The organism is Chryseobacterium sp. KBW03 (genome assembly GCF_003852415.1).
Lineage (GTDB): Bacteria > Bacteroidota > Bacteroidia > Flavobacteriales > Weeksellaceae > Chryseobacterium > Chryseobacterium viscerum.
The window spans coordinates 1-25,765 of record NZ_QAJO01000010.1 but is presented as its reverse complement, the minus strand read 5'-3'; the positions used below and the strand labels follow the sequence as shown (position 1 = coordinate 25,765).

The window sequence follows — 25,765 nt, the reverse complement described above, 5'->3', positions numbered from 1 at the left end:
ATATTTAACAATATATAATTAGATCCCTCTACCCTTTTTCCGGGATTTACTCGGGGACTCAGCCTCATTATTTTCCAACCTTCTCAAAGCGACCTCAGATAAGATCTGGCCCACAATTTCTTTAATCGGCACGGGAACAGAAACAGAGGCATCTTGCTGGAGGTCTTTTTTATTGGTCACTTCTGCTAACCAATCAATATAACTTCTGGCATCATCCATATTAACCGGTTCCATTTTCCTGTATCCTGCACTTTTAGAATCATCAAGTCCGATGTAAAATCCGTAATCGGGAAAATCAAGCTTATCATAAACGATGATAATATTGTTCATTGATTTTTGGGAAACATTATTTTTATGACTGGCTATTATCCGGCCTTTGTATTCTTCGATCATATAATCGGGATCATCCTTTGCTATCATAGCTGCTTTTTTTATTGTTACTTAACAATGCCTTAAAAATTCAGTGTCAGATAAAGTCTCCGATATCAAAATTGTCCAAGGCATTATTCTGGTGCTCTTTCGGAATGTCATTATGCTTTTCCGATAACCTCTTATCCAAAAGCCTGGCAATCTTCTGCGAAGCCCCATCGATGGACTGTTGCATCATCGCAAGAAACTCCGTCCCCTCCATTTTATGGAGGATGTCACTTGTTTCTTTTTCCTGGACTGCATCCAGATTGTCCTGCTTCAACAGGTCCCCAACTTTTGTAAGTTCATCTAAAGAAACTGCCTGCCCAAAACGATCATCATCCGGTGGAATATTCTCGGTGTCGTCAGGTTCCTCATTCTTAAAACTGGAGGCATCTTCTTTTTCCCGTTCATTTCCTGTTGGATCTTCGTTGCCCTGATCCGCCTTATTTGACAACATTTGTCCGATTAACTTTTTCCTGTTGGCAAGCCAGACGGGTGCTTTTTCCTTTTCAGGAATTGTGACCTTACCTATGACATCCGGTTCAGCTATCTGCTCAACCTTTCGAAATATTTTCCGCTGTGGTTTTATGAACCTAACCTTATCGACCAGCAATAGTATTATCACGACAATTAGGCAGAACAATATTACGGTCTGTATTAAAGTTTCCATGATCTTAAAAAAGTGGCTTTGATTTGTCCTTGAACTCCCTGACGAGCATTTCTTCAAAAAGCGTGAAATGATGCCTTAATATATTATCCAGCAGCGCATATAACGGTATTTTATCCTCACCGATCACATTGGCGATCCTGGATAATCTGGTATGATGCTCTCCACTGACATAGATGCTCTTATCGCCACGTTTTTCCATCAAAGTATCTGAAAGGAAAAGCGATTCATAACTCACATTTTCATAAGTTACCTGCTGATGAACTTTAACAGTAACTTCAACCTTTCTATTTTGCTTTTTCATTTTATAAAATGGGTTTAAATTTTTTATTGAAATAGTCAGTAATCTCATCACCATATTCTCGGAAATGATTTTCCAGTATATTGTCTATATAAGAATACAGCGTTATTTTGTCCTCACGTGTCAACTGAACGATGCGCAGGAGCCGTTCGTGATATTCCGATCGGATATATACAACCTTTCCACTCCTTCCGGTTGGAAAACGGTTGACAAGAAACAGTTCTTCATAATCCATTTTTTTACCGGATCTTGGTCTGGACTTCTCAACTTTAGCCGTGGGAATTAAATCTTTATCGGTGCTTTCCTCCGGATTTGCCGCTGGTAAAGGCTCATCGCCACTCATAATGTTCATCAGGTACTCCTCATCTATGATGGGTTTCTCAAAATCTTTACGATCTTTCTTTATTGCCATCTCAGATATGAATTATTTTTAAAAATTCTTTGACAAATTCATCTACACGCGTAGCTTTCAAAGTCTGTAAGTCGGCAGGTAGCAGCGTGGACTTGAAAACATAGCTTCCTGTGTCATCAATTTCTTTCCGAAACCGCTTACTGTCCATGATCCTTGTTGCCATGCTCTTCAGTGATAATCCCTCTATTACAGTTTGATAAGAATCATAAAGACCTGTCTTTTCCCTGCCATCAACCTGATTCCAGAATAGAAAAAGTGATTGTTCAAGGGCATTTTTGTTCTGTGCGGGAAGTTTCAGGAAAACCTCACTGAATGCCAACGTACTCTCAACGACCAGTCGGTCTGCGGTAATTGGCGAAAAAATGTAGTTCATACCCTTTAAAGCACCGATAACGCCCTGTGTATTGGCAGTTCCTGGGAGATCGAAAAAAATAATATCCGGCTGAACGGAGCTGCTTTCACAGTAGTCAAAGGCTTTTTCAAGTGCGTTCTCCGCCTTACACTTTATGATCGGATAAGCTTTCTTATTGATCGTATGGAATTGTTTAACTGCCAATCTTTTATGAAAATCACTATCCATAATGGTACGCTTATCTCTTTCACGCATACCAAGAAGGCTGTGCTGTGGAAAATCGCAATCAAGTACCACGATATTATATCCAAGACGATAATGTAGAACACTCGCAAGAAGAATCGTCATTGTCGATTTACCAACTCCGCCCTTTTGCGCATAAATGCTCACCTTTAAGGTTTCTTTCTTTTTTTCCATATTATATTATTTTATAGCTTTTTAATTTTACAGTTGTATCAAAGAGCAAGACCCTAAGTTTACAGATGCATCGTAAAACAGGTGTATAGTCAGTATTACTGGTTTAAAAAAGACCTTACATAAAGGCTCATATCTTATTTGTAAATCATATGTACTTCTTAAAATATAGTAGGCTGGAAAAAAAACTTCCTCTATTTATGACCTCATATTTTACCAGTTTTATGCTTTTACGCTTTTATAGTTTTATGCTTTTATAGTTTTATGCTTTTATAGTTTTATGCTTTTATAGTTTTAAAACCTAATGCTTTTATTTTTTTACAATTACTTATTTTGTAAGAGGGTAAATTGACCATAGTTCTTACCGACATGCTCTATGCAAAAGAAGGCAACTGTAGGGGCTGTAAAGCAGAAGCTTTATTACCTTACCTCTTTTTACCTACGGTTTCCGAAAGCTCTTTATGATGCGAGCTTTATTCTATTCTTTCTCATATCTGTTCCCAAGAACAGAGCAAGTTGTGTTTTGAGGCACTCAAAACTCGTTTTGTGCCTCAAAACTACTTGCTCTGCCGAGGGCTGGGCAATCCTCCGAAGTCGGATTTACCTTTAAAATGTTTTAGCTGTTTTGTATGAATTTTTAGGAAAATAAAGGTCTTCTGTAGCTAGCCAATAAAACAATACTTGACTTTATAGTAAGTTCTGAAAAAAAAGGATATGAAAACAAATGGTAAAGGAGGTCGAAAACCTAAACTTGAAAAAGCGATTCATAGATACGTTTTTAGGCTTACGGATAAAGAAAATGTAAAATTTCTTAGCCTATTTGAGCAGTCGGGACTAGATAATAGAGCGAAGTTTATCGTTTCCGTACTTTTTCAAAGAAGGATTAATTCAGTTATTGTAGATCAAGGGGCTGTCGATTATTGCACTAAATTATCGCAATTTTTTGCACAGTTCCGTGCAATTGGAGTCAATTACAATCAGATCGTAAAGATCCTGCACACTAATTTTAGCGATAAAAAAACCGTTCATTATCTCGGAAAGCTTGAACAGCAGACTAGAGATCTGGCCGGAATCTGCCGCGAAGTTTTACTGCTCAGCAAAAAGTTTGAAGCTGAATATCTCACTAAAAAAGATAAACTATGATTGCAAAAATAGGTCGCGGATCAAATATATATGGTGCTTTAAATTATAACCTCTCCAAGGTTCATCAAAATGCTGGTACAATTTTACACCTCAACAATATGTTCGAAACTCCCAGCGGAGATTATACGACTCCGCAGCTACTATCCTCATTCATGGCCAATTTAGCTGCAAATATAAAAACAGAGAAGACGGCAATCCATATCTCGCTAAATCCTGATCCCATTGATATCATATCAGATGAAAATTATGTCAGAATTGCAGAGGAATATATGCGAAAAATGGGCTATAGCGATCAACCTTATGTTGTATTCAGGCATAATGATATCGAACGCAGCCACATCCATATTGTTTCAACAACAGTGGACAAAAATGGAATCAAAATATCCGATGTTTTTGAGAAGAAAAGATCAATGGAAATCTGTCGCAATATTGAAAAAAAATACAATTTAGCAGGTGCCGACGAAAAGAAAAGTTTTAATGAAAGTCTTACTTTCCAACCAGTAGACCATACTAAAGGTAATATTAAAAGCCAAATTTCGGCTGTTGTGAGAAACCTATCCAAATACTATTATTTTCAAAGCCTTGGTAGTTATAATGCATTGCTATCACTATTTAATATCGCCGTCGAACCTCTAAAAAAGGAATATAATGGTGATGTAAAGGAAGGTTTAATGTATTTCGCATTGGATAAAAATGGAGAAAAGGTGACCAATCCCTTCAAAGCATCCCTTTTCGGCAAACAAGCAGGCCTCATAGCACTTCAAACACATTTTATAAAAAGTAAAGAACTTGCTGCAGAAACTAAAGAAAAAAGCAAAAATATCATTGCGCAAGCCATTAGTATAACCCGAAGTGAAAAGGACTTTAAAGAGTATTTAATAGACCACGGGATCAATCTAGTGGTCCGAAGAAATGATCAAGGCCGATTATACGGAATTAGCTTTATAGATCATAATTCGCGCAACGTATTCAATGGCTCTCATCTCGGTAAGGAATTTTCGGCAAATTCATTCAATGCGTTGTTTTCAAGTAGCCAAAGTCCTATAGTAGTAGAATATATAGATGATTCACAAAAAAAAGACACTTCAAAGCAATCAAGATCAGCTAACTATTCGCTCCATCCACTATTCGACTTTATGATAAATAACGAATCTGTTTTTAGTGATTGGGGACTTCTTGATCAGCTTTTACTTCATGGGATCACAGAAGATCCAGAAGAACATCTATTTGAGTTTAACATGAAAAAAAAGAGAAAGCGCAAAAGATAAGCAGCAACATCAAAAATAATCCTTAAAATATGTTGGACGACCTTGGGCATCCTACTCTATAACAGATTCAAAGCAGTATATTTCTACAAAACTAAAAAAAAGGAAGTCCTAAATTCGGACTTCCTAATTATCTCTATGAAATACTTTTTCTATAAAAAGGAATAGCAAGCAATTGAAAACATATTACACAAAGAACAGACCTTCGGCTTGGAAGCCATTTGGTTGTACAGTCGGCAACTTTTCTAATTCAGCTTTTTCGCCCCTCCTTACATAGTCCCTAATGATGGAATCACCACCTGAACCTTGAACATATTTACCTGTTGCTCTTTCAACCCATCCATGAACTACTACGCCAACAAATTTTTTGTATTCTGTTTTACTTGCAAGAGGGCTGGTATCTCGAAAGTTTTCTCGAGCATTACCTGTAAGATTAGCTTGAGGATGCCTAGAGTGATCATATTTCCACCAAACTGCTAACGATATTTCTCCAAAACTGATCTCTCTCCATATTACGACGCTTTGAAATCCAAACAAATTAACAAAAATGTACCCTTCATCTTCCTTCTTATTCTTGTCAAACTGCAAAAGATTTTTGTTTTGTTTTAGAAGTTCATTTAATCCTGCTATCAATAGATTCCGATAGGGATTCTTTGTCTTTGCGGTTGCCTCCTTTATCTCAGTCATCTCATAAACCAAAGAAGGAACATCAGATTTATTTAATAAATTCTGAAAATGTTTCCAGCTATGAAATCCGTTTTGTTTTGAGGCAAGTTCCAAAGCCTCATGATGAGAAATATTCTGATTTTTTTTAATAGATTTTGCGATACGCTTAATATAATCAGCAGTATGCCCATTTACTTTTTTTTCCATGTTTTAACAATATATCTTGCATAGAAATGATGTCACCTGTCAGCCAAAACCCCTTACAAGAAATTTGTTAAAGTGGTATATAAAGTTAGATACAGTGCTAAAATAGCTTCGCTATGACAAGTGGCAAGCTTCTGTAAAGCTCCAAACAAATATAGCAAAATATTATGGTATTATTTTTCCTTTCAGAGCTACTGCCAAATTAGAATCTATATCTAAGAGCAATCTGACGCCAGATATCTTCGGCTAAATCCTGATCTTCACCATGTTCAAAATTCCATTTGCCGTTTTCCTTTTTTAGTCTCTGTACCAGTCCATCCAAGAGTATCTGAAATTCCGACATATTCTTAGTCAAATCTCTCTTCAATAATAAGACTTGAAAATCACGATTTTTAAAGGTGATTCTGAATACCTGTTTATTAAATTGCTCTTCAAATTGTCCTATAGTATCAAACATAATCCACTTCCGAAATTCAGTCTAATTATAGGAATTTTATCGCAGATAAAAAACTTAATGGCTAATCTAAATCTTACAATATTTTAAAGCTATTGGAAATTATAGGCAAATGTATACCATCTTATGCATTAGCAGAAAAATTGTTCGTCAGGACTAATATCTATGGTGAAACTTTTCATATATGCAAGAAGACGATTTAAGAGGCCTCGCAAAAATTATGGCTTTCATGCGAGCTGTAAGCATTCTCCTAGTTTTAATGAATTTCTACTGGTTCTGTTACTCCTTTTTCTTTGAACAGGGATGGACGCTCGAAATTGTCGAGCGAATTCTCAAAAATTTCCAAAAAACCTCTGGTTTATTTACTAATTCAACATACAGCAAACTATTTGCCCTAATCTTATTGGCACTGAGCTGTTTGGGAACTAAAGGCGTGAAAAACGAAAAAATTAAGTGGAAAAATATCAATACATGTCTATTTCCTGGATCAATTCTATACTTACTCAATTTCCCACTTCTTGAAATATCAGGCGTTCTGTATATCCTTTCTACATCTGCAGGCTTTATCCTGCTTATGGTTGCAGGACTATGGATGAGTAGGCTGCTTAAAAACAAATTGATGGATGATCCTTTCAATAATGAAAACGAAAGCTTCATGCAGGAGACAAAGCTTTTAGAAAATGAGTTTTCCGTTAACCTGCCGACAAAATTTTATTATCGTGGAAAATGGAATGACGGATGGATATCGGTGGTGAACGTCTTTCGCGCATCTATCGTGCTGGGGACTCCCGGAAGTGGTAAGAGCTACGCTATAGTCAACAACTATATTAAGCAACATATCGAAAAAGGATTCTCGATGTACATTTACGATTTCAAATTTGATGATCTTTCAATAATCGCTTACAACCATCTCCTGAAACACAGTGACAAGTACGATGTAAAACCCAATTTCTATGTGATCAACTTTGATAATCCACGCAAAAGCCATCGGTGCAATCCCTTAAATCCTAAATTCATGACCGACATCTCTGATGCGTACGAAGCATCTTACACCATCATGCTAAACCTCAATAAGACGTGGATTCAGAAACAGGGAGATTTTTTTGTCGAGTCACCAATCATCCTACTGGCCGCGATTATCTGGTTTTTGAAAATCTATGATAATGGAAAATACTGTACTTTTCCGCACGCAATCGAACTACTTAATAAAAAATATGCTGATATTTTTACAATACTAACAAGTTATTCTGAGCTCGAAAACTACCTTAGTCCCTTTCTTGATGCTTGGGAAGGCGGAGCACAAGATCAACTACAAGGCCAAATTGCCTCCGCTAAGATCCCGCTATCAAGAATGATCTCTCCGCAGCTCTACTGGGTTATGTCTGGGGATGATTTTTCATTGGACATAAATAATCCGAAGGAACCCAAAATCCTATGTGTAGGAAACAATCCCGATAGGCAAAACATTTATTCAGCAGCATTGGGTTTATACAATTCCCGAATTGTGAAAATGATCAATAAGAAAGGAAAACTTAAAAGCTCAGTTATTATTGATGAACTACCAACCATTTACTTCCGCGGACTAGATAATCTCATTGCAACGGCCCGAAGCAATAAAGTGGCAGTATGTCTCGGTTTTCAGGATTTTTCTCAATTGGTCCGGGATTATGGTGACAAGGAAGCAAAAGTAATACTTAATACCGTCGGAAATATATTCTCAGGCCAGGTCGTGGGTGAAACAGCCAAAACACTTTCAGAAAGGTTTGGAAAGATTGTCCAAAAACGTCAATCGATATCTATCAACAGAAATGATACCAGTACATCGATATCAACACAATTAGACAGTTTGATTCCAGCGTCTAAAATATCTACTCTTTCCCAGGGAATGTTTGTAGGAGCAGTTGCTGACAATTTTGGTGAGAAAATAGAGCAAAAGATATTTCATGCCCAAATCGTAGTAGATACCGAAAAGGTAGCCTTAGAAAATAAAAATTATAAGCCTATTCCAGAGATCCGTTCTTTTATATCAGAAACTGGCGAGGATAGGATGGACAAAGAAATTGATCAAAATTATCGCCAGGTCAAACTAGATATTTCAAAAATTATTGCACTTGAACTTTCGCGAATTCAAAATGACCCTGAATTAAGACATTTGATAAGATAAACGCGATATTAAAAATGTAATAAAGTGAGTAATATTAATCAATAGCCTAAGATAGAGCAATATTTTATTAATCGACAAAATACTCATTGTGTCACTCCGTTTTGAATCTGCAATACATATAATTTAATACAATCGTAAATTATCTAAAGCAGAAGCATTAAGTCGTTATCTTTGTAATGAGTTAGAATTTTCATAGCTGTACTCAAAATTTTACCAATTAAAAAGTACGAAGTTTTGTGCCAAAAATAAATTATTGCTAATCATTAATCAAAAAATAAAATGCTCGATAAACTACTCAATTTGATCAGTGAAAAACCTGAGATTTTAATTTCACTCTCTAGCGGAGTGTTATTGCCAATAGTTTTAATATGGCTAACCAATCATTATAATTTAAAACAAAAAAATAAAGAAAAGGAGCTTGAATTCAAGTATAATGATCTCAATGATTTAAAAGTACAAGAGAGGTTAGTTTACAGCTCCTTATCCAAGATTTTATTCGACGTTCAACAACTGCATGTAGCATTGTCTGGAAATTGCATAGACAATAACTGTATTGATAATGCATTGACAAAATTTGAAGATTCTGTAGCAAGATGTCATGGGGATTTATCTAAAAACCTACTTTATATGCCTTCAAAAGTTATAAATCTCATTTATCAATTTTATAGTAAGATAAGCGATCTGAAAATAAAATTAAAAGAGTTCAATGAATCAAAAAAATATGAAATGGCCCATGTTTCGGTTTATGTTGACTCCCAAGAGTTAGCCGAAACCTTGATAGAAATACAGGAATTAATTGTTAAAAAAAATAATAATACAATAAGTGACTTTGATAAAACCCAACAGGAAATGATGAAGTACTGTTGCGGTAGAAAACCGCCTCAAGATTTATTTGATCAATACATCACCCAATTAAAGGTGATGAAACCTGAATTATCTGAGCAGGAAATTGAAAAAATGACTAGAAGATGGAAATCGTAACTTTTATTCACTCAATACTAGCTTAGTAGTACGGTTAGTCACCTACATAATTATGTTGGTCCTCGAAATTTAAAGTTAGGGCAATTTTTAATATCTATTTTGATTTCTGCCTTAACATCTAGACCTCGATCATTATCTCCTTTTATGTCCAATGATGACTGTATTTTTCTTTCCACACCAGCGAGTTCAGTTTTCAGAGCTGCAAGCACTTTTTCTTTGTTCCAACTGCCATTCACAATATCATTTAATACAATCTGGTCAGCTTTTAGCTGATTTATCTTCTTTTTCTCTTCGTCAATGAGTCCAGGAAGTTTTTGAAGGGCACTAATAAAATTTAAGCTTGCCCGCTCGGGATCGCTTGCCATAATACCATTATTGTGCGTATACTTGATATTTCCTTCACCACAGACGAAGAACCTGTTATCTCTTTGAATAGGGCTAGATTCATCTTTCTCTTTCTGTGTCATTTCCGTTTTTACAAGCACTCTAAAGCCATACAAAGAGCCTATCTCTTGGTAATCACCGCCGGTCCTTGAAGCCGCTGCAAGTTTAGCCAGCTTTGCACCAATTTCTTTAACATCTGGATCCTTGCGCAAGCCATCCAAGACGATCGGGTTCAAAACTTTTCCGTCTTGCGACTTTTGGACACGATTTCGATAGTTTTCCCAGTCTGCATTTAACCTTGCTAACCGGGACTTTCTCCCTTCAAGTTCTTCTTGCAGACTTTCCAATCTTGAACTAGAACTCCATTTTGATCGTAAGAAAGCATGTTTTTCACTTTCAAGAACAGAAATTTTCTTTTCGACTTTCGCTTTTTCCAATAGATCGGTATTACCTGACAATAAAGCCACATTCTCGGAAAAATTCATACCCGAAACTTCATCCATTCCCCCTTCATCAAGTATCCGTACTGCGATGGTATTACTCTTTAACTGTCCGATAAAACGCTGCTTATTTGCTAGTGTATTAAATTTATAAGCATCCAATGATTTTTCTACAGCATAAATAAAAACATCGACCTTATTGTCAGCAAAAAATTTAGCAATCTCATTGCCTTTTCGTACAGCCCGACCGTCTCTCTGCTCCAGATCCGAAGGCCGCCATGGAATATCCAGATGATGCACAGCTACTGCCCTCTTTTGGGCATTTACCCCCGTTCCGAGCATTTCTGTCGATCCAAAGAGGACCCTAATTTTCCCTTCATTGGTAGCTTTGATCAGTTCTTTACGCTGATCCTCCGTTTTTGCTTCCTGAATAAAGCGGATCTCCTCTGCCGGTATCCCATGATCTTCAACAAGTTTCCGCTTAATCTCGCTGTATATGTTCCACTCGCCCGGTTTAAAAGTGCCGAGGTCTGAGAAGACAAATTGAGTGCCTTTTTGCGCATTGAAATTTTTATAATATTTTGCAATATTTGCTGCACAAACAGAAGCTTTGTTTCCTGGATCGTCCGTGTACCGCGGAGATATAAGCCGCATATCAAGGGACATTTTCCTTGCAAAATCTGTCGCGATCAACATCTTTGCTTTCTGCTCTGTCGGCGTTAGTGGAGCTCTACCAAGTAACTCAGCATTGCCACTCTTTGCAAACTCCATCAACTTTTTAATGAAAACTTCCTGATCCGGGGTCGGCGGTATATTGTAGAGTATCTCATTTTTTATGGGCCTATCAATTCCGATATCAGCCGCAGTGCGGTAATCGGTGATTTCACTGTAAAATTGGGACAGTTCGGGCACTTTTATAAAATGTCTGAACCGCTCCTTCTGAACGATATTATTGGCAACAGAGAATTCATAATCTATCGATTTACGGGCATAAATAGCAGCCCATGCATCAAAACAATTAATCCCCTGTCTTTCCAGCGCTTTTGGTCTTAAAAATTTAAAAAGGCAGTATAACTCTGTAAGTGAATTTGAAATAGTGGTTCCAGAAAGAAAAGTTGCGCCAAGATCTTTCCCATTTCTTTCCTGAATTGTACGGATGGCAAAAAGTAGGTTGAGTGCCTTTTGGCTGCCTTGTACATTTCCCAATCCAGCTACGCGCTCATGACGCGTATTGAACATGAGATTTTTGAATTTATGGCTCTCATCAACAAAAATATGATCAATACCCATCATTTTAAAGTCGACGACATCATCCTTTCGATTTTCGATATCATGCTCCAGTGTTTTAAGCTTCACAGCTAAGTTTTTCTTCCGGATTTCTACGCCTTTCATCATTGCACCAGATACATCTTTCCCCTGACTGCGCAGTGCGTCAAGATTTTGCTCCACAGACATCAGTTCCGCTTGAAGTATCTCTTTCTGCAATTCTGTTGATTGGGGGATCATACCAAACTGGTCATGTGTGAGGATAATGCAGTCCCAATCATTGTTCTTGATATCGCCAAAAATCTTAAGCCTTTTCTGGGGTGTGAAGTCCTTTTTACCGGGGTATAATATCTTTGCGAAAGGATAAGCTTTTCGATAGGTTTCTGCAATTTCGTGAACATTGGCCTTTAGCGCTATGATCATTGGCTTGTGAACTAGCCCCAACCTTTTCATTTCCTGCGCTCCTGCACACATAATAAGTGTCTTGCCTCCCCCAACTTCATGATCACAGATACCGCCATTATTACTTTTAAGCATGTAAATAGCATCTTTCTGACTTTGATACAGATCCTCTATGCCTACTGCCCTGCGGTCAAGCCCTGGAAATGTTTGATGGCTACCATCATAATATGGTCTGACATGACAATTAAAAAGCTCGTTATATCTTCCGGTAAGTTCCCTTTTAAAATTATCGTCCTGCTGATAAAGCCAATCCGTAAATTCATGCCGGATCTCATCAATTTTGCCATTGGCTATCTGGATAGCATCCATATCCTTAACCTTGATGGGAGTCCCATCCGCTAAGTACTCAGTCTTGGTGATATCCGGAGTGGTATTAACAAGAGCATGCCGCAGCAGGTTCAAACCATCAAATGTCCGGCTCTCAGATTTAATACCGTATTTTTCTGAAATCCTAATATTGCTGGATTTTGCATTTACAGAAAAATCATCGCTGCTCTCTGAATAGTAAATCCGTGCATCGGTATCAAAGAGATGGCTTGCGAAACGGTTATAAATTTCTGTGCCGATCCACCGCTCCCCCAGGTTAAAATCAAGTTCCTCAAATTTAATCGGTTCAGGAATGACTTTTTCAAGCGCTTCCAGACTCTGCCGGGCTTCCATGTCCTCTGGATGGTTAGCAAGGTAATTATTCAGTTGCGTCGCTTTTAAAACAACATTTCCAGCAAGAAATTTCTGAGATACTTCCAATTCACCAGATAACGGATTCAAGAAAATTTGGCCCTGGAGATCTTTCCGTAATTCGTTTTCGGAAAGGCCGCTCACCTGAATCATAAAAGCAAGATCTACGGAGCCCGTTTGATTAAGTGAAGCCGACAAAGCTTCTGAAGCGCTGCTTACAGCAACTTCTGCCGTGGAGAAACTAACTGGATGTGTAAAAATATCTGCCTTATGGATGACACCACCAACCACCCGCTCAAGAAAAGGAACTTCATTTCCGGAAGAGTCCATTTTAATGAATCTAATATTTTCGGCTGTATTTAAAGTTCCATACCGTCCAATAAACTCATCATAGGTCCTATTTAAAAGCTGGCGCCCCTCTTTATCCTCCGCTCTACTTTTAGCTTCAATTTCATATAGCGAATGGTAGCTATCCCTTAGGTTGATATAGCTCTGGATTCGCTCCTGATCCTTTTTGGATAATTCAAGTGGATGAAAAATATAGGTCCCATCACGACGGTTAATTTTTAGTTTCCCGATACTGCTACCCGAAACAATTATAGTATCTTCGCGGTAAAACGGCTTCACTTCACCGTCAAAGGCTCTTACCTCATTTTTAAACACCGAATCATCTGGTAGTTCATGGAATAACGATGCGACCTCTGTAGGTTTCGTTAAGTTTGTTGATAGAGGCTTTTTTTGCACACTTTCTTTCTGATCCGATCTACTTGCCCGCCGCGGTTTATTATGACTTGTATTGACTTCATCTGCATCAAAAAAGGACAACTGCTGCTGAAAATTTGTAACCTTACTTTGGCTTGTGCTTTTTCTACTTTTCTTTGCCTTTTTAACCGATAAGTCATCAATAACCTGATCGGAAAAAAGGCTTAGTTGGATCACTATTTCAGAATTACTAGCATCAGGATTTACGCTTACTGGAGTATTTAGAATTCGTTCTGATGTCAATTTATTAACAACCTCTTTCATGCTGTGTTCATCATAAAGCTCGCGGTTGAAATACTGCAGGAAAGCCTCTGAAAGCGTTAGATGAACATCCTTTGCAATTCCAGCAACTCCACCATCATGCACATGCACCGTTGTCGGCTTCCCATATTGATCAGTATCCTGAAAAGAACTTGTAGCAATAATGTGGTTTGGATTATAAAATAAGAGGTTGCAATTTTCTGTGGTCCCCATAAAATCCCTTGCACGCATAGATAACGAACGAGGCTGTGTATTTTTTTGCAGAACAATGAGATCTGTGCCCACAGATGTGCCACTTTCTTCAAATAGATTATTCGGTAACCGTAGCGCAGCCACGAGATTGTGCTCATGCATCAATGCTTCACGGATCGGATAGTTGGAGGGACTGTTCAGAACACCCTGCGAAGTTATAAATGCTAGCAACCCTCCTTCGCGCAGTTTATCGGTACCTTTTAAAAAGAAATAATTATGGACGCTCTGTGCAGCAAATTTCCGGGCCTTATCTGTACCCCTTGAATAAGTTAGATCAAATATTGAAGTGGTTCCGAACGGAATATTACCGATAACGAGATCATATCCTGTATCTCCTTCGCCAATATTCTCAAAGCTGTCTATTCTGATATCAACATGGGAACCATACAAATTTTTCAGGATTTCCCCCGTTATTAAGTCCTGTTCATAAGCACAAATTTTTACATGATCCAGTTCTCTAAAGGGTTCAATAAAAGCTCCTACACCGGCCGATGGCTCAAGCATGCTACCAATATCTAATCCCGTTTCCAGTATTGCCTTTGCTATGCTGCCGGTAATCTCTTTCGGTGTGTAAAATGCATCTAGGATAGAACCCTTAATTTTTGCCACATAGTCGGCATACTTACTTTGATCTTCTGTATTTTCTCTGATGAGCGTAAATAATTCCTGCGTCATCGCAAAATAAGGCCGATCAGTAGCCTTCCAGCCATTGATGTCATCCGGTAATGAGACGGGATTTAAGATAAATTTCAAGCCTCCAAATCCCGCAAAATTACGTAGCAGCAGTTTTTCGTGCTCAGTTGCTTCCCGCCCCTCCTTTTCAATACTGAAACTTGTTCTGATGGCATCAATGTTCTGCCGTAAATGGCGTTTCTTATCGAATACCATTTTGCTCAATCCAAATAGCAATAAAACCTGTTAGCTCCGTATACAGCAGATCGTAATCAGTTGTATAGGCGAAATCATCAGTCAATTCATAATGCTCAAAGCATTCCTGGCATTTTGGAAGGATCTTCAGTGCAAAATCGCGATAATCGAGTTCATCAAAAACATCAGAAAATTCGTAGGACAGCACCTCAAACAGAGAATCAAATTTAGAAAAGTGCAATCCCTCATAAAGAATACCGTTAGCGATCTCATTACATTCGTTAATAGGATTGCCTGCCCTAAATGCGCCATCGTATGCGTTTGCTGCCCACCTGGCGCGCTGTTCAATAAAATTTATATCAGCAGATCTTTCTGGAAAACTTGAATCAATGTGATCCTGCAACTTTAATTTGTAATAGGAATAGTCCTGGTTATGCTTTTTCATATCGCTATAATTTTTATAAGTTTTATAGCGGTAAACCTAGCTTGGTTGAGCTGCACTGTTGGCATTGTGTCCTATCCGTTCCTATTCTTGCATCGATATTCCTAAAACCTTATAAAAAAAAAGAAACCCGGAACCATTTAAGGCTCCAGGCTTCACTAACCAAATCACATCATGAACTATTTGTATTTATGTTTCTTTTTTTCTTCAAATTCAAAAGTGGTCGAACCAGATCCGTCCAGTAAGATATAAGCACTAAATGGTTTCTTATTTCTACCCACCATTTTTTTTATTAAAGGTGTCCGCCGTTTTGTTAAAAGCGCTTCAATTTCTTTGTATTGCAACTGGACACCGCAAATGTTCCGGAATAATTTCCAGCCACATTTCTGATCTGTACATCTGATTATTTTTTCTCCGAGAATTACTGAGGAGCTGCATTTTGGGCAGTTGAGATGAACGGTATTCGCTGATTTTCTTTTAATATTCAGCAGCTCATTGGTAACCTGCTGTACCATCAGCTCTACCTCAGTATGAAAAATCCCAGCATCCAGTTCTCCATTTTCGATTTTCTCAAATGCAATTTCCCACTGCGCAGTCATTGCCGCGTCAGCAATTTTCTTATCGGCTACAATTTCGTAAACAAGCATTCCCTTATCTGTAGGGACAATAGCCTTGCTTTCTCTTCTGACGTACCCGCGGTCAATTAAGGTTTCAATCACGGCAGCCCTTGTTGCCGGCGTTCCAATACCTAAGCCTTTGAGCATCTTGCGCTCCTGTTCATTTTCTACCGTAGCGCCAATATTTTCCATCTTAAGAAGCAAATCGGCGTCCGTGTATAGTGTTGGAGGCTTGGTCTTCTTTGAAAGTACCTCTAAACTGTCTATTTTAACCTGTATTCCTACTTGCAGATAGGGAAAATCAGTAACCAGATCATCACCTTCCTCATCAAAATCACCGTTAACAACTTTCCATCCTGCAGAAACAATTTTGACAACCTTCAAATTGAAATCATAATGGAGAATACCAAATTTCACATCTGTGATTTCTTTATGGCATGTAGGCGAAACAGCTTCAAGCACGCGCCTGGCGATCATATCATAGAGAGCATCCTCATCAGCGTTCAATCGGGTCGGAATATTTTCCGTAATCAGGATACCATGATGGTCTGTGACTTTAACATCATTTACAATGTGTCTGTTGTAGCGTTCCCACTTGATATTGGCAAGAGAATCTTTGCAGGAAGATCGTGAACCTAAGGCTAGAATCAGTGCAGGTATTTCGGGCCAGACATCTTCGGGAATATATTTGGATCCCGTTCTAGGATAGGTTATAAATTTCTTTTCGTAAAGCTGCTGGGCAATTTCCAGGGTTCGCTGAGCAGAATAACCGAGCTTATTATTCGCCTCTTTCTGCAGTCCTGTCAGATCAAATAGCAGTGGCGCTTGACTTGTGCCAGCTTTCTGTTCTACCTGTTTTACTTCTGCCACTCCGACACGTTCCAAGGTCCTCCTTACTGATTCAGCTTTTTCTCTATCTTCAAACTTATCTGTCGAAAGACTCTTAATACGAGTACCTTCTTTTATAGAAGAAAGTTCAAGCTGAAAATAGTTTTTAACCTCAAATGATTCACACGCTAGAAAACGCTGACAAATTAGTGCAAGAGTGGGCGTCTGTACCCTTCCAAGAGAAAAAAGTCCATCACCTAAGGCAACGGTCAGCGCCTGCGTAGCATTTATTCCAACAAGCCAATCGCATTCAGACCGCTGCTTACCGGCCAGATAAAGACCATTGAAATCGCTTCCCGGCAAGAGATTTTTGAATCCATCGATGATCGCCTTTTCGGTAAGGCTGTTAATCCAAAGCCGTTCAAAGGGCTTTGTGCAGCCGAGGTATTGATAGATAAACCGGAAGATAACTTCGCCCTCACGCCCTGCATCAGTCGCCACGATTATACTTTCGCACCGCTTAAATACAGACTCAACTACTGCAAGCTGCCGTTTTGATCCCTCATCATCAATAAGGCCTTTACCCGACTTTATTTTTCTTCCTATTAATTTGAATCTTGATGGAATAATGGGAAGGGACTCCCTATTGAATCCCTTAATCCCATAATCTTCCGGCATAGCAAGACCTACCAGATGTCCCAGCGCCCAGGTTACCAGAAAACCTCCGCCTTCACAATATCCGTCTTTTTTATCTGTTGCACCTACAATACGTGCAAGCTCATAAGCTACTGAGGGCTTTTCCGCAATAATTGCTTTCATCAAGATCAATTCATTTTTTGTTTTCTGGTATTTTCCTTCTTCACAGTACCGTTCTGAACCGCATTTTTATTCGTAGAAGTCCCCTCTTTTTCTTGCCCCTGCCCCTGTTTCTGTATCTCTGTCTGTTTTTGAGATTTCTCCTGATTGGGATGATCAAAATCGAATTCTAATCTTCCGCTCTCTTTATTTTGCCAGACATAGCCCGAGTAAAGTTTTGTGCCTTCTTTATTGACAATATCTTTCACATGGATCACTTCACCATCCTGCAAAAGCTTCTTTTCCTTTTCATCCAAAACTTTACCTCTAAATTCATCAGGGATGCCCTCAACCTGCGCCTGCTGTTGGCTCTCCCCCTGTCCGACAAAAACAAGTTTTTTCGCGTCGGCGTTATATTGTAGATGCTGATTGAAGACTTCTCCCGTTTTCGAGTTTACCATACCTTCCACAAGGACCTGTTTACCCTCCAGCAGTTCAGTTTTTTGCTCCGGACTGAGTTTCACACCACCAAATTTTTCACTGATCTTGATCAGATCTACTGGAAAGGACACAACCTCATTGGTTAATTTGTCAATACTGATGAGAGCCTTCACCTTCGAGCCGTCGGAATAATTTGTAAGTTCCGCAACGCGCCCCATGTTTCCTGTTTTCTTTAAATTATCCCGATCTTCAGCTGTAAAAGAATGGCCATAAAACTGATTTTTAAGATCTGGTTCCACTCGGACTCCATGAGCCATCACGACAACTTTGTCCTGTACTTTACGTAATGAGAGACGTGCATCTCCTTTCATCACAACACCATCAAAATTCCCTTCAATTCGGTAAATCCCATCAGATTTATATCCTTTCAGCAGTTTCTCAAGTTGTCCGTTTTTTTCAAGCAGTTCACGATTTAAATTCAGTTTTTCAAGTGATGTCCAGTCGATCTCCTGGGCATTGTACTTTTGAGGTCTACTCTCTGTTGTAGGTGCTGTGCCCTCCGATGTTTGATTTGTTTCCATATTTTTATTATTTAACTTATTGTCATATTTGATTTCAAGCGCATCAAGAAGCTTATTACCCTCGGGAGTGGGATTGTCAATGGCTTTCTGTAGCTTCTTAGCAACTTCATCCAGATTAATTTCAGGTGACCTGAAAAACCGGAATGATAATGGATCATTGAGCCGGCGCCAGAAGTTCGAAAAAAAATTGCTTATAGCGTCCCCCTTATCCACACGCATAAAATCCAGAAGATTTGACTTCTTAGGTGTAGAGGTTTGCAGATTCCCATCCTCATCCACACCCTTTACCGCCTCGATACGATTCTTTTTTTTATCAAGTACTAAAAGAATATCGGAAAGAGATTCAAGTACTTGCTGCGGCTGGTTTTCTTTAGAAATAGTTTGTTCGTTCATAATAGAAAGTCTTTAAGTGATTGAAATTATTGGAAGGATTCTAAGAAGGAATTCCGCTCTCTTTTACTTTCCTACATAGGCGTAAACTTTCCGCCATGGTAACTGTCACGGATAAACTGGTGGACGTCAGAACTCTTGTAGAAAACTTTTCCGCTTATTGTAAAGTATTTGATCTTACCAATGGTACGATAGCGTTGCAGACAACGGTAGGTTATCTTTAACATTTGCAGAACGTCCTGGTTGTCCAATAATTCTTCGCCGTCGATGCTGAGCCTTTTTTTCTCTCTATTTTCGATATCACCGGCAAGGACGTCGAATCTTTTCATGATTCGTTCCATCCAATTCAAAAATTCAACTCTGTCAATATTCATAGCCTTATGCTGTTTGGTTTACAGAGCCAAAATTGGCCTTGTTTTTCCGGCAAAATCTAACAGTGCACATACCCATATGCTAGTCAGAAATAGTTTTTTTTGCAGGCTTTCTTTGTGTGACTGTTCCCTGGGAGAGTGGATTAGAAACATCTACATGGGTAAGATATGACTAGGTATGGGTAAAAAAAAGAAGGATAACCCGTTGGATTACCCTTTTTATATATTAATTCTCTTTCAATCTATAAATCATTGTCCATATATTGTTCAAGATTGTACTTTAGCGAATGTAAAAAGCGAGCTCTTTGACCTGCTCTAAATTTCATCTGGTAAAACGCATGATGAATGTCACCGAGACTTACCTCGAATATATCCTCAAAAAGCTGGCTGATCTTTCGAATTCCAACACGGCCATTTGAAACACTTCTTGAAATGTGAAGCGCATAAATAAGCTCAATAAGAGCATTCTTTGAATCAGTCCAAGAAAATTCGGCATCTTCACTGATATCGAAATCATCGTTATTTGTAGGTTCAACTCTGCCAAATTTTCCCGAAAGGTAAGAATGATAAAGATCGTAAGCCTTGATCTGCGCGACCTTATAATCGTAGTAAGTCGAGAAATCCCTGTCAACCTCAAAGAAGAAGCTATCTACTCCATCAAAGTAGTTTATATTTCCTAGTCTATAATAGAACTCATCTTTGTCTGACCTACCGGTACGGTAATAACTGTAGAAATCCGAAGAAGCTATATTTTTTTTATATTCCTTGTTGAGTAACTTAAGCTGCTCCGTATAGTAAGCTTCGGTCAATTCCGAATTTAAAGGGCTATATGCTTCAATTTTTACTACCTTATTGTAAAACATAAGCCTGCCCAGAATTTCGGGCTTTACTCTTTTAAAGAAAGTAATTTCGTCCAAAATACTTTCAAAACCTATCTGATTGATTTGTGCTTTTAATTCAGATAGAGTTTTATCAAGAAATGAAACCATGTGAAAAGCTTCATCAATTGCACTTTTTGTGCTCCTTGATATATTTATCTCTTCCTTTTCAATAGTTAATAAAATGTTTTTATATGCCTGTTTCATATGATTGTTTTTTAAAGTGATTATGCCCCACACTTTAAAATATATCCCGCTGTGTTGAGATAAAACAAAAATAAATATACACTATAATTTATTTCTTAATCATTGATTATGAAGGGGTTTAATTATTCGCAGTAAGTTAATTATTATCCGCTCGCATCTAACTAAGATTTGAGTACATAACAGAAGTTGCTTAATTTGGCAGATAAGTTTTAGGTATTACAATAAAAAATAATAATACTATAAAGAAATACATATAGCGTATTTGTATTAATTCTAGAAATACAGTGTACTTTTTCTAACAGATCTTTTTCATAGGTCAAAAATTGCAGTGTGGTTTTCATAATAACAAATTAAATACTATTTCTCACCATTTTTTTTGACAAAAAGCAAAAAAAAATCAGGTTTAATTGAAATTTTAATCGTAAATTACCTTTATCATTAATAACCACCAATCCAACTTCTACAAAGTGTAAATGAAAAATATGGTAAGTACATTGGAAGAAAATTCAGCAAAAGAAACTCTTTTAAAGTTTCTTGATAGTATTCATTCCATGTCGCCAGAACTCCGAGACGCTTTATTCTTAAATACATATTTGCAAAAAGTAAACAAGAAGCATATTCTACTTAATATCGATGAAATCCAGAAGTCACTTTTCTTTGTTGTCAAAGGTTTAGTACGCTCCTACTACCTTGACAGTTTTGGAAAGGATATGACGTCTTGGCTACTCTTTGAAGGGGATCTAGCAATTTCTGTATATAGCTTTTTCAGTCAGAAACGATCTTTTGAAGTTTTGGAAGCTATAGAAGAAACAAGTTTTCTTGTACTTAGCCATGAGAAGCTGATGCAGCTCTATCAGCAGTTTCCCGAATTCAATTATATCGGAAGAATTCTTACTGAGACCTATTATATAAAAGCAGAAGAGAAGGCCAATGAATTACGTGTTTTTAGTGCAACAGAACGCTATCAGCATTTAATAAGAAAATACCCGAATATCGTTGCCCGCGTCCCTTTAGGTATGATTTCTTCGTACCTCGGAATAACGCAGTCTACATTAAGCAGAATTCGTTCAAAAACGGTACTTTAACATATTTAGAACATTAATTTTGTTCGCTAAATTTTTTTTAGTACACTCTAGGAAAAGATAGGTTAGGTTAACTATCACAGGCCGATCTAGTTTGTGACTTTTGTAGTATAGCAATTATTTCTAAAAACAGAACGGATATTATTTTTTATCCTCCAAATATTTATTCTAACGAATTCACTTAAAACTATTTATCAAATTAGTAACATGAAAGTTGGACAGCTAACTTGTGAGATGCGAGAAATACGTTATACCTGTTCACTTACCCAAACCAAAATCTTAAACTAAAATTAAAGAAGATGAAAAAAAGACGTAAACGACCACCACCTTAGTTGCTCAATCCCCGTAGAGGAGAAAATTCAAAACAGTAATGCCCCACAAATCTGTTAATCTCAACTACACCCGAACCTAATAAGCAATTTGCAAAAATTTAAAAATATATGGATAAACAATTGAAATATGATCCACAATTTTTGAAGATAAAACAAAATATAGAGTTGGTCCTTTGCCAACTCTATAAATTCCTTATATACTACCAAGAATTAAAAACATGCCATACAAGAGGTACACAAGATTTTTCAAATTCAAGAAACAAAATTTGTAATTTAGATAGCATAATATTTAGAAATGGCACATGATAATTCTCCACTAAAAAGCCAAATTCCTAATCAAGGTTGGAAACAATTTCTTATAGCAAGGGATGAAATGCTTTCCGCATATGATAATGCAAAGGAGCATTCCAATAAACGGCAGGTAAATACAGGTCACGGTAACGTAGCAGAATCAGCATTCCGCAAATGGCTCACCAAATTTTTACCAAAGCGGTATGGTGTTACAGCCGGTTACATCATTTCGCCTGGAGTACCAAATGCTGAAAATTTGTATCCGCCCGACCAAGTGCATATTGCTTAGTCTGAATACGGGGCCATCTTTGTGTCATGAGCACAGCAGAAAAAAGAGAGAGGATGCTTTCGCTGGTTGAGGATTGGAAAGCGAGCGGATTGACCCAAAGCATTTGGCCTATTGTACGGGATCAACGTTGCGACCTTGGGTTACGGGGTCGCCAAGTCCAAGGAACAAGAAACCGGTAGCAGAGGTTTTATTGAGATGCCCTCCGGATCAGCTGTGAAAGGGGAACAAAGAGAGATTATCTACCCTACAGGGGTGAGGCTGAAAGTACCGCGCGATCTTTCTCTGATATCGCAGCTTATCCGATTGTAGTACCATGTTTTCATTAGGATCTTCTCACCGTTTCTATCTTTACGAGGGCCATTGCGATATGAGAAAATCATTCGATGGGCTTTGTGGCTTGGTTGTTTCGGTGATGCAACGCCAGCCGACCAGTGGCGAGGTGTTCGTGTTCCTGAACCGTAGCCGTACGCATATCAAACTGCTGCACTGGGAACGCGGAGGCTTTGTACTCTATTACAAACGGTTGGAACAGGGTACTTTTGGTACATCTGCACTTAAAAAAGGTGAGCTGTCGTGGAGCGATCTGCTGTTGCTCGTAGAGGGCGGATACAGATAGAAAGCCATGAAAAGGCGATAAAAAAGTGGTTAAGTGAGCTTTCAATATCAAGAGATAGCCTATTTGCATTAGAACATACCGGGCATTATGGTACCTGTCTTGTTAAGTTGCTTAGTGAGCAAGGATACACTTTTTATCTGCTCAACCCATTGGAAATCAAGAGGCCTATAGGTATCCAAAGAGATGAAAGCGACGCCAAAGACGCCTATCGCATTGCAGAGTACATCATTACAAACAGGCACAACATCGGCTACAGGCGGATCAGTTGAGCAATTAATTTGACTCTAGTTTAGCAAAACCAACTGTCTTACGATAAATATCAGGCGATACTCCTACCTTCTTTTTAAAAAAACGACTGAAATAGAATTCATCGTCAAAACCTAAAAAAGCAGCAACTTGTTTCACTGGTTTAGAAGTTAGATAAAGTTGTCGTTTCGCCTCAATAATGATTCTATTTGAAATTAAGGATGAAGTCGTTTGATTGAGATATTTCTTGACGATACTTGCTAAAGTTTTAGGACTTACACATAGTTCATCTGCGTATTCTTGGGGAGAATGGAATTTGCAATAATTACTCTCAATTGCATCGACTAAATTTTGTAAAATTTCTATTTTTGAATCTGACAATCTGGGAGTTAATTGTTGATCAAATTGTTTCTTATTTCTGACCGCTTCTATTAAAAACACTTTTAAAAATGCCACAAGAACTTCATGTTGAGCGATTGATTCTTTGTCCATCTCTTTCGAAATTTGATCAATCAAATTAAGAAATAGGCTTTGTTCGTCTACAGTAAAATAGGGTAAACCATGGAAATTATTAAAAAGGAATCCCTCTGTCTCTATTTCGTTTTGATGTCTATATGTACAAAAAAAATCGGGATGAAAATTCAATAAATAACCCTGGCACTTTTCTTCAGAACGTATCATGAAAGGTTGATACGGAGCCAAACAAATCATTTGATTTCCTTGCAATTCAAAGCTTTGAAAATCAACGCTTAGTTCATAGCTAATTCCACATAACAAAACGATAGAATAATAATTTCTTCTTTGTAAATGATCAAACTGGCTTAGGTCGTTCAACTCTTCTAATCTAAACGCAAGTTCCCCGTTTTGTTTGTCTATAATTATTTGGGCCATACTAATTTTATTTTTTAGCTCATTCAAATTTAAAAAAAAAGGAGTACCAAAAGCACTCCTTTCTTAAATCAAATATTTATTTTGAAGCTAGAATGTTAATTTTCTGAATTGCTGAAGCATCAAAGCCTTCCAAAATTACAGGCGCATTCTCCATCAACGCTGCTGCTACTTTCCCTGTCAAATGAGCATCTCTGCCAGCGTCATCTGCAAACGTATCGAAAATGGCATATGTTTCTTCATTAATTTTAAAAGCATACCATGATAAAGTTGCAGGCTCAGAACTTACCAATGACTTGCCCGCTTGTAAGAAATCCTCCACTGCAGATGTCTTTCCTTCTTTGGCTTTCATAATCACCAACAATCCCTTATTCTGATTACCCACTTTATGATTACTTGCTTGAACATCAACGGCCTTAATGTCTCTGCTAGCATCAAAACCTTCTAAAAGATCTCCTGCATTGGCCAATAAGGCTTTTGCCACTTCTCCTTTTAAGTGTGCCTGTCTGCCTTCTTCAGCTTCAAATGTGTCATAAATTCCGAAAGTTTGTTCATCTATTTGAAATGCAAACCAAGATTCAGTTTTTGGCTCTGCATTTACCAATGATAAACCACCTAGAAGAAACTCTTTCACTTCTTGCTCCTTACCTTCTTTCGCTTTCATGATTACTAATAATCCGATTTTTTCATTTTTTGTATTGTCCATAATATTACTTTTTTTAGATTGAGAAAATGCTTGAATTGTTATCCCTAGAATTAGAACTAGGCTACTTAATTTGATTAAACTTTTGCATTTCATTTTTGACTTATTTTTGTTACACTGCAAATATGGAACTAAATAAGGGGCCTTGGAATGGAGATAAGAGACTTAAGCATGGACAATTTTCCAGTATCCGCCGGACCAAGTGCATATTGCTTATTCTGAATACGAGGCGGATCTTTGTGTCATGAGCACAGAAGAAAAAAGAGAGAGGATGCTTTCGCTGGTTGAGGATTGGAAAGCGAGCGGATTGACCAAAAGGCATTTGGCTTATTGTACGGGATCAACGTTGCGACCTTGGGTTACTGGGTCGCCAAGTCCAAGGAACAGGAAGCCGGTAACAGAGGTTTTATTGAGATGCCCTCCGGATCAGCTGTGAAAGGGGAACAGATAGAGATTATCTACCCCACAGGCGTTCGTCTTCGCGTAGAGGCTAATCTGGCTTTAATCGCTCAACTAATCCGCCTGTAGCCGATGTTCTCTTTAGGTTCCTCGCACCGTTTCTATCTTTACGAGGGCCATTGCGATATGCGAAAATCATTCGATGGGCTTTGCGGCTTGGTTGTTTCGGTGATGCAACGCCAGCCGACCAGTGGCGAGGTGTTCGTGTTCCTGAACCGTAGCCGTACGCATACCAAACTGCTGCACTGCGAACGCGGAGGCTTTGTACTCTATTACAAACGGTTGGAACAGTGTACTTTTGGTACATCTGCACTTAAAAAAGGTGAGCTGTCGTGGAGCGATCTGGTGTTGCTCGTAGAGGGCGTCCCGGTTGTGAAAAGCATACAGAAAAAACGTTATTCTTTGCCCGGGAAACAGTCTTTTTGATTGCAGGAGTGCAGAAAAATCCGTATCTTTCGTCTATAAATTAACTATAATACAGTCCCCCTTGCGCATTGGGTTTT

Annotated in this window: 25 protein-coding genes; 10 read left to right on the top strand and 15 right to left on the bottom strand. The window is 38.1% G+C overall.

Annotated elements, in window-relative coordinates:
• Window positions 1–18: 18 nt before the first annotated feature.
• The 5 genes from DBR39_RS18360 to DBR39_RS18340 all read right to left on the bottom strand — a co-directional run bounded on the left by DBR39_RS18360 (window position 19) and on the right by DBR39_RS18340 (window position 2,560).
• Complete coding sequence (locus DBR39_RS18360; protein WP_027374804.1) at window positions 19–420, bottom strand: hypothetical protein; 402 nt, start codon at window positions 418–420, stop codon at window positions 19–21.
• Window positions 421–466: 46 nt separating this feature from the next.
• Window positions 467–868, bottom strand: a complete 402-nt coding sequence (locus tag DBR39_RS18355; protein ID WP_124535541.1) for a hypothetical protein — start codon at window positions 866–868, stop codon at window positions 467–469.
• A 217-nt stretch (window positions 869–1,085) separates the two neighbouring features.
• Window positions 1,086–1,382 (bottom strand): DUF3408 domain-containing protein, encoded by a 297-nt coding sequence (locus tag DBR39_RS18350; RefSeq protein WP_051585161.1) that lies wholly within the window; start codon window positions 1,380–1,382, stop codon window positions 1,086–1,088.
• A 1-nt stretch (window position 1,383) separates the two neighbouring features.
• Complete coding sequence (locus DBR39_RS18345; protein ID WP_027374802.1) at window positions 1,384–1,791, bottom strand: DUF3408 domain-containing protein; 408 nt, start codon at window positions 1,789–1,791, stop codon at window positions 1,384–1,386.
• Between the two features lies 1 nt (window position 1,792).
• A complete protein-coding gene (locus tag DBR39_RS18340) occupies window positions 1,793–2,560 on the bottom strand; it encodes a P-loop NTPase (RefSeq protein WP_027374801.1) in 768 nt (255 codons plus the stop codon).
• Between the two features lie 711 nt (window positions 2,561–3,271).
• Between DBR39_RS18340 and mobA the strand changes: the two genes are divergently transcribed.
• Window positions 3,272–3,700: a conjugal transfer protein MobA gene (gene mobA / locus DBR39_RS18335; RefSeq protein ID WP_027374800.1), complete on the top strand. Its 429-nt coding sequence runs from the start codon at window positions 3,272–3,274 to the stop codon at window positions 3,698–3,700.
• The gene (gene mobB, locus DBR39_RS18330; protein ID WP_027374799.1) at window positions 3,697–4,968 is read left to right on the top strand and encodes a conjugal transfer protein MobB; all 1,272 of its coding nucleotides are present in this window, start codon (window positions 3,697–3,699) and stop codon (window positions 4,966–4,968) included. Before mobA ends, mobB begins: the two co-directional genes overlap by 4 nt.
• Window positions 4,969–5,151: 183 nt before the next feature.
• On the opposite strand, the gene DBR39_RS18325 is transcribed toward mobB, so the two are convergent.
• Both DBR39_RS18325 and DBR39_RS18320 read right to left on the bottom strand, forming a co-directional pair.
• Window positions 5,152–5,838, bottom strand: coding sequence for a hypothetical protein (locus DBR39_RS18325; protein WP_027374798.1), 687 nt, complete (start codon window positions 5,836–5,838; stop codon window positions 5,152–5,154).
• A 199-nt stretch (window positions 5,839–6,037) separates the two neighbouring features.
• Window positions 6,038–6,292, bottom strand: a complete 255-nt coding sequence (locus DBR39_RS18320) for a hypothetical protein (RefSeq protein ID WP_027374797.1) — start codon at window positions 6,290–6,292, stop codon at window positions 6,038–6,040.
• A gap of 181 nt (window positions 6,293–6,473) precedes the next feature.
• Here DBR39_RS18320 and mobC point away from each other — a divergent pair, with 181 nt between their 5' ends.
• Both mobC and DBR39_RS18310 read left to right on the top strand, forming a co-directional pair.
• Window positions 6,474–8,453 (top strand): conjugal transfer protein MobC, encoded by a 1,980-nt coding sequence (mobC, locus tag DBR39_RS18315; protein WP_027374796.1) that lies wholly within the window; start codon window positions 6,474–6,476, stop codon window positions 8,451–8,453.
• Window positions 8,454–8,732: 279 nt separating this feature from the next.
• Window positions 8,733–9,434, top strand: coding sequence for a hypothetical protein (locus tag DBR39_RS18310; protein WP_123865836.1), 702 nt, complete (start codon window positions 8,733–8,735; stop codon window positions 9,432–9,434).
• A 50-nt stretch (window positions 9,435–9,484) separates the two neighbouring features.
• On the opposite strand, the gene DBR39_RS18305 is transcribed toward DBR39_RS18310, so the two are convergent.
• The 6 genes from DBR39_RS18305 to DBR39_RS18280 all read right to left on the bottom strand — a co-directional run bounded on the left by DBR39_RS18305 (window position 9,485) and on the right by DBR39_RS18280 (window position 20,356).
• Window positions 9,485–14,827 (bottom strand): N-6 DNA methylase, encoded by a 5,343-nt coding sequence (locus DBR39_RS18305; protein ID WP_124535539.1) that lies wholly within the window; start codon window positions 14,825–14,827, stop codon window positions 9,485–9,487.
• Window positions 14,814–15,251 (bottom strand): DUF1896 domain-containing protein, encoded by a 438-nt coding sequence (locus tag DBR39_RS18300; protein ID WP_123865838.1) that lies wholly within the window; start codon window positions 15,249–15,251, stop codon window positions 14,814–14,816. Before DBR39_RS18300 ends, DBR39_RS18305 begins: the two co-directional genes overlap by 14 nt.
• A 176-nt stretch (window positions 15,252–15,427) precedes the next feature.
• Entirely contained in the window at window positions 15,428–17,512 is a 2,085-nt protein-coding gene (locus DBR39_RS18295; protein WP_124535537.1) for a type IA DNA topoisomerase, read from the bottom strand.
• A 5-nt stretch (window positions 17,513–17,517) separates the two neighbouring features.
• Window positions 17,518–18,903: a DUF4099 domain-containing protein gene (locus tag DBR39_RS18290; RefSeq protein ID WP_123865839.1), complete on the bottom strand. Its 1,386-nt coding sequence runs from the start codon at window positions 18,901–18,903 to the stop codon at window positions 17,518–17,520.
• 71 nt (window positions 18,904–18,974) lie between these two features.
• Entirely contained in the window at window positions 18,975–19,274 is a 300-nt protein-coding gene (locus tag DBR39_RS18285) for a helix-turn-helix domain-containing protein (RefSeq protein ID WP_061084772.1), read from the bottom strand.
• A gap of 239 nt (window positions 19,275–19,513) precedes the next feature.
• Entirely contained in the window at window positions 19,514–20,356 is an 843-nt protein-coding gene (locus DBR39_RS18280; protein ID WP_123865840.1) for an RteC domain-containing protein, read from the bottom strand.
• A gap of 482 nt (window positions 20,357–20,838) precedes the next feature.
• Here DBR39_RS18280 and DBR39_RS18275 point away from each other — a divergent pair, with 482 nt between their 5' ends.
• The 4 genes from DBR39_RS18275 (at window position 20,839) to DBR39_RS24620 (ending at window position 23,235) form a co-directional block, all read left to right on the top strand.
• A complete protein-coding gene (locus DBR39_RS18275; protein ID WP_228447866.1) occupies window positions 20,839–21,441 on the top strand; it encodes a Crp/Fnr family transcriptional regulator in 603 nt (200 codons plus the stop codon).
• A gap of 624 nt (window positions 21,442–22,065) precedes the next feature.
• Window positions 22,066–22,350 (top strand): DUF6602 domain-containing protein, encoded by a 285-nt coding sequence (locus DBR39_RS18270; protein ID WP_123865842.1) that lies wholly within the window; start codon window positions 22,066–22,068, stop codon window positions 22,348–22,350.
• A gap of 313 nt (window positions 22,351–22,663) precedes the next feature.
• Window positions 22,664–22,966 (top strand): IS66 family insertion sequence element accessory protein TnpB, encoded by a 303-nt coding sequence (gene tnpB, locus DBR39_RS18260; RefSeq protein ID WP_124535533.1) that lies wholly within the window; start codon window positions 22,664–22,666, stop codon window positions 22,964–22,966.
• Window positions 22,924–23,235: an IS110 family transposase gene (locus tag DBR39_RS24620; RefSeq protein WP_124535531.1), complete on the top strand. Its 312-nt coding sequence runs from the start codon at window positions 22,924–22,926 to the stop codon at window positions 23,233–23,235. The genes tnpB (DBR39_RS18260) and DBR39_RS24620 overlap by 43 nt, the downstream gene beginning before the upstream one ends.
• 4 nt (window positions 23,236–23,239) lie before the next feature.
• On the opposite strand, the gene DBR39_RS18250 is transcribed toward DBR39_RS24620, so the two are convergent.
• Together DBR39_RS18250 and DBR39_RS18245 are read right to left on the bottom strand one after the other, a co-directional pair.
• Window positions 23,240–24,103 carry a helix-turn-helix domain-containing protein gene (locus DBR39_RS18250; RefSeq protein ID WP_123865845.1) on the bottom strand — a complete coding sequence of 288 codons (864 nt, stop codon included), beginning with the start codon at window positions 24,101–24,103 and terminating at the stop codon, window positions 23,240–23,242.
• A 76-nt stretch (window positions 24,104–24,179) separates the two neighbouring features.
• Window positions 24,180–24,806 (bottom strand): putative quinol monooxygenase, encoded by a 627-nt coding sequence (locus DBR39_RS18245; RefSeq protein ID WP_124535528.1) that lies wholly within the window; start codon window positions 24,804–24,806, stop codon window positions 24,180–24,182.
• 288 nt (window positions 24,807–25,094) lie between these two features.
• Between DBR39_RS18245 and tnpA the strand changes: the two genes are divergently transcribed.
• Together tnpA and tnpB (DBR39_RS24610) are read left to right on the top strand one after the other, a co-directional pair.
• Entirely contained in the window at window positions 25,095–25,331 is a 237-nt protein-coding gene (gene tnpA, locus DBR39_RS24615; RefSeq protein ID WP_410494263.1) for an IS66 family insertion sequence element accessory protein TnpA, read from the top strand.
• Between the two features lie 3 nt (window positions 25,332–25,334).
• Window positions 25,335–25,688, top strand: coding sequence for an IS66 family insertion sequence element accessory protein TnpB (gene tnpB, locus DBR39_RS24610; protein WP_123865847.1), 354 nt, complete (start codon window positions 25,335–25,337; stop codon window positions 25,686–25,688).
• Window positions 25,689–25,765 lie beyond the last annotated feature (77 nt).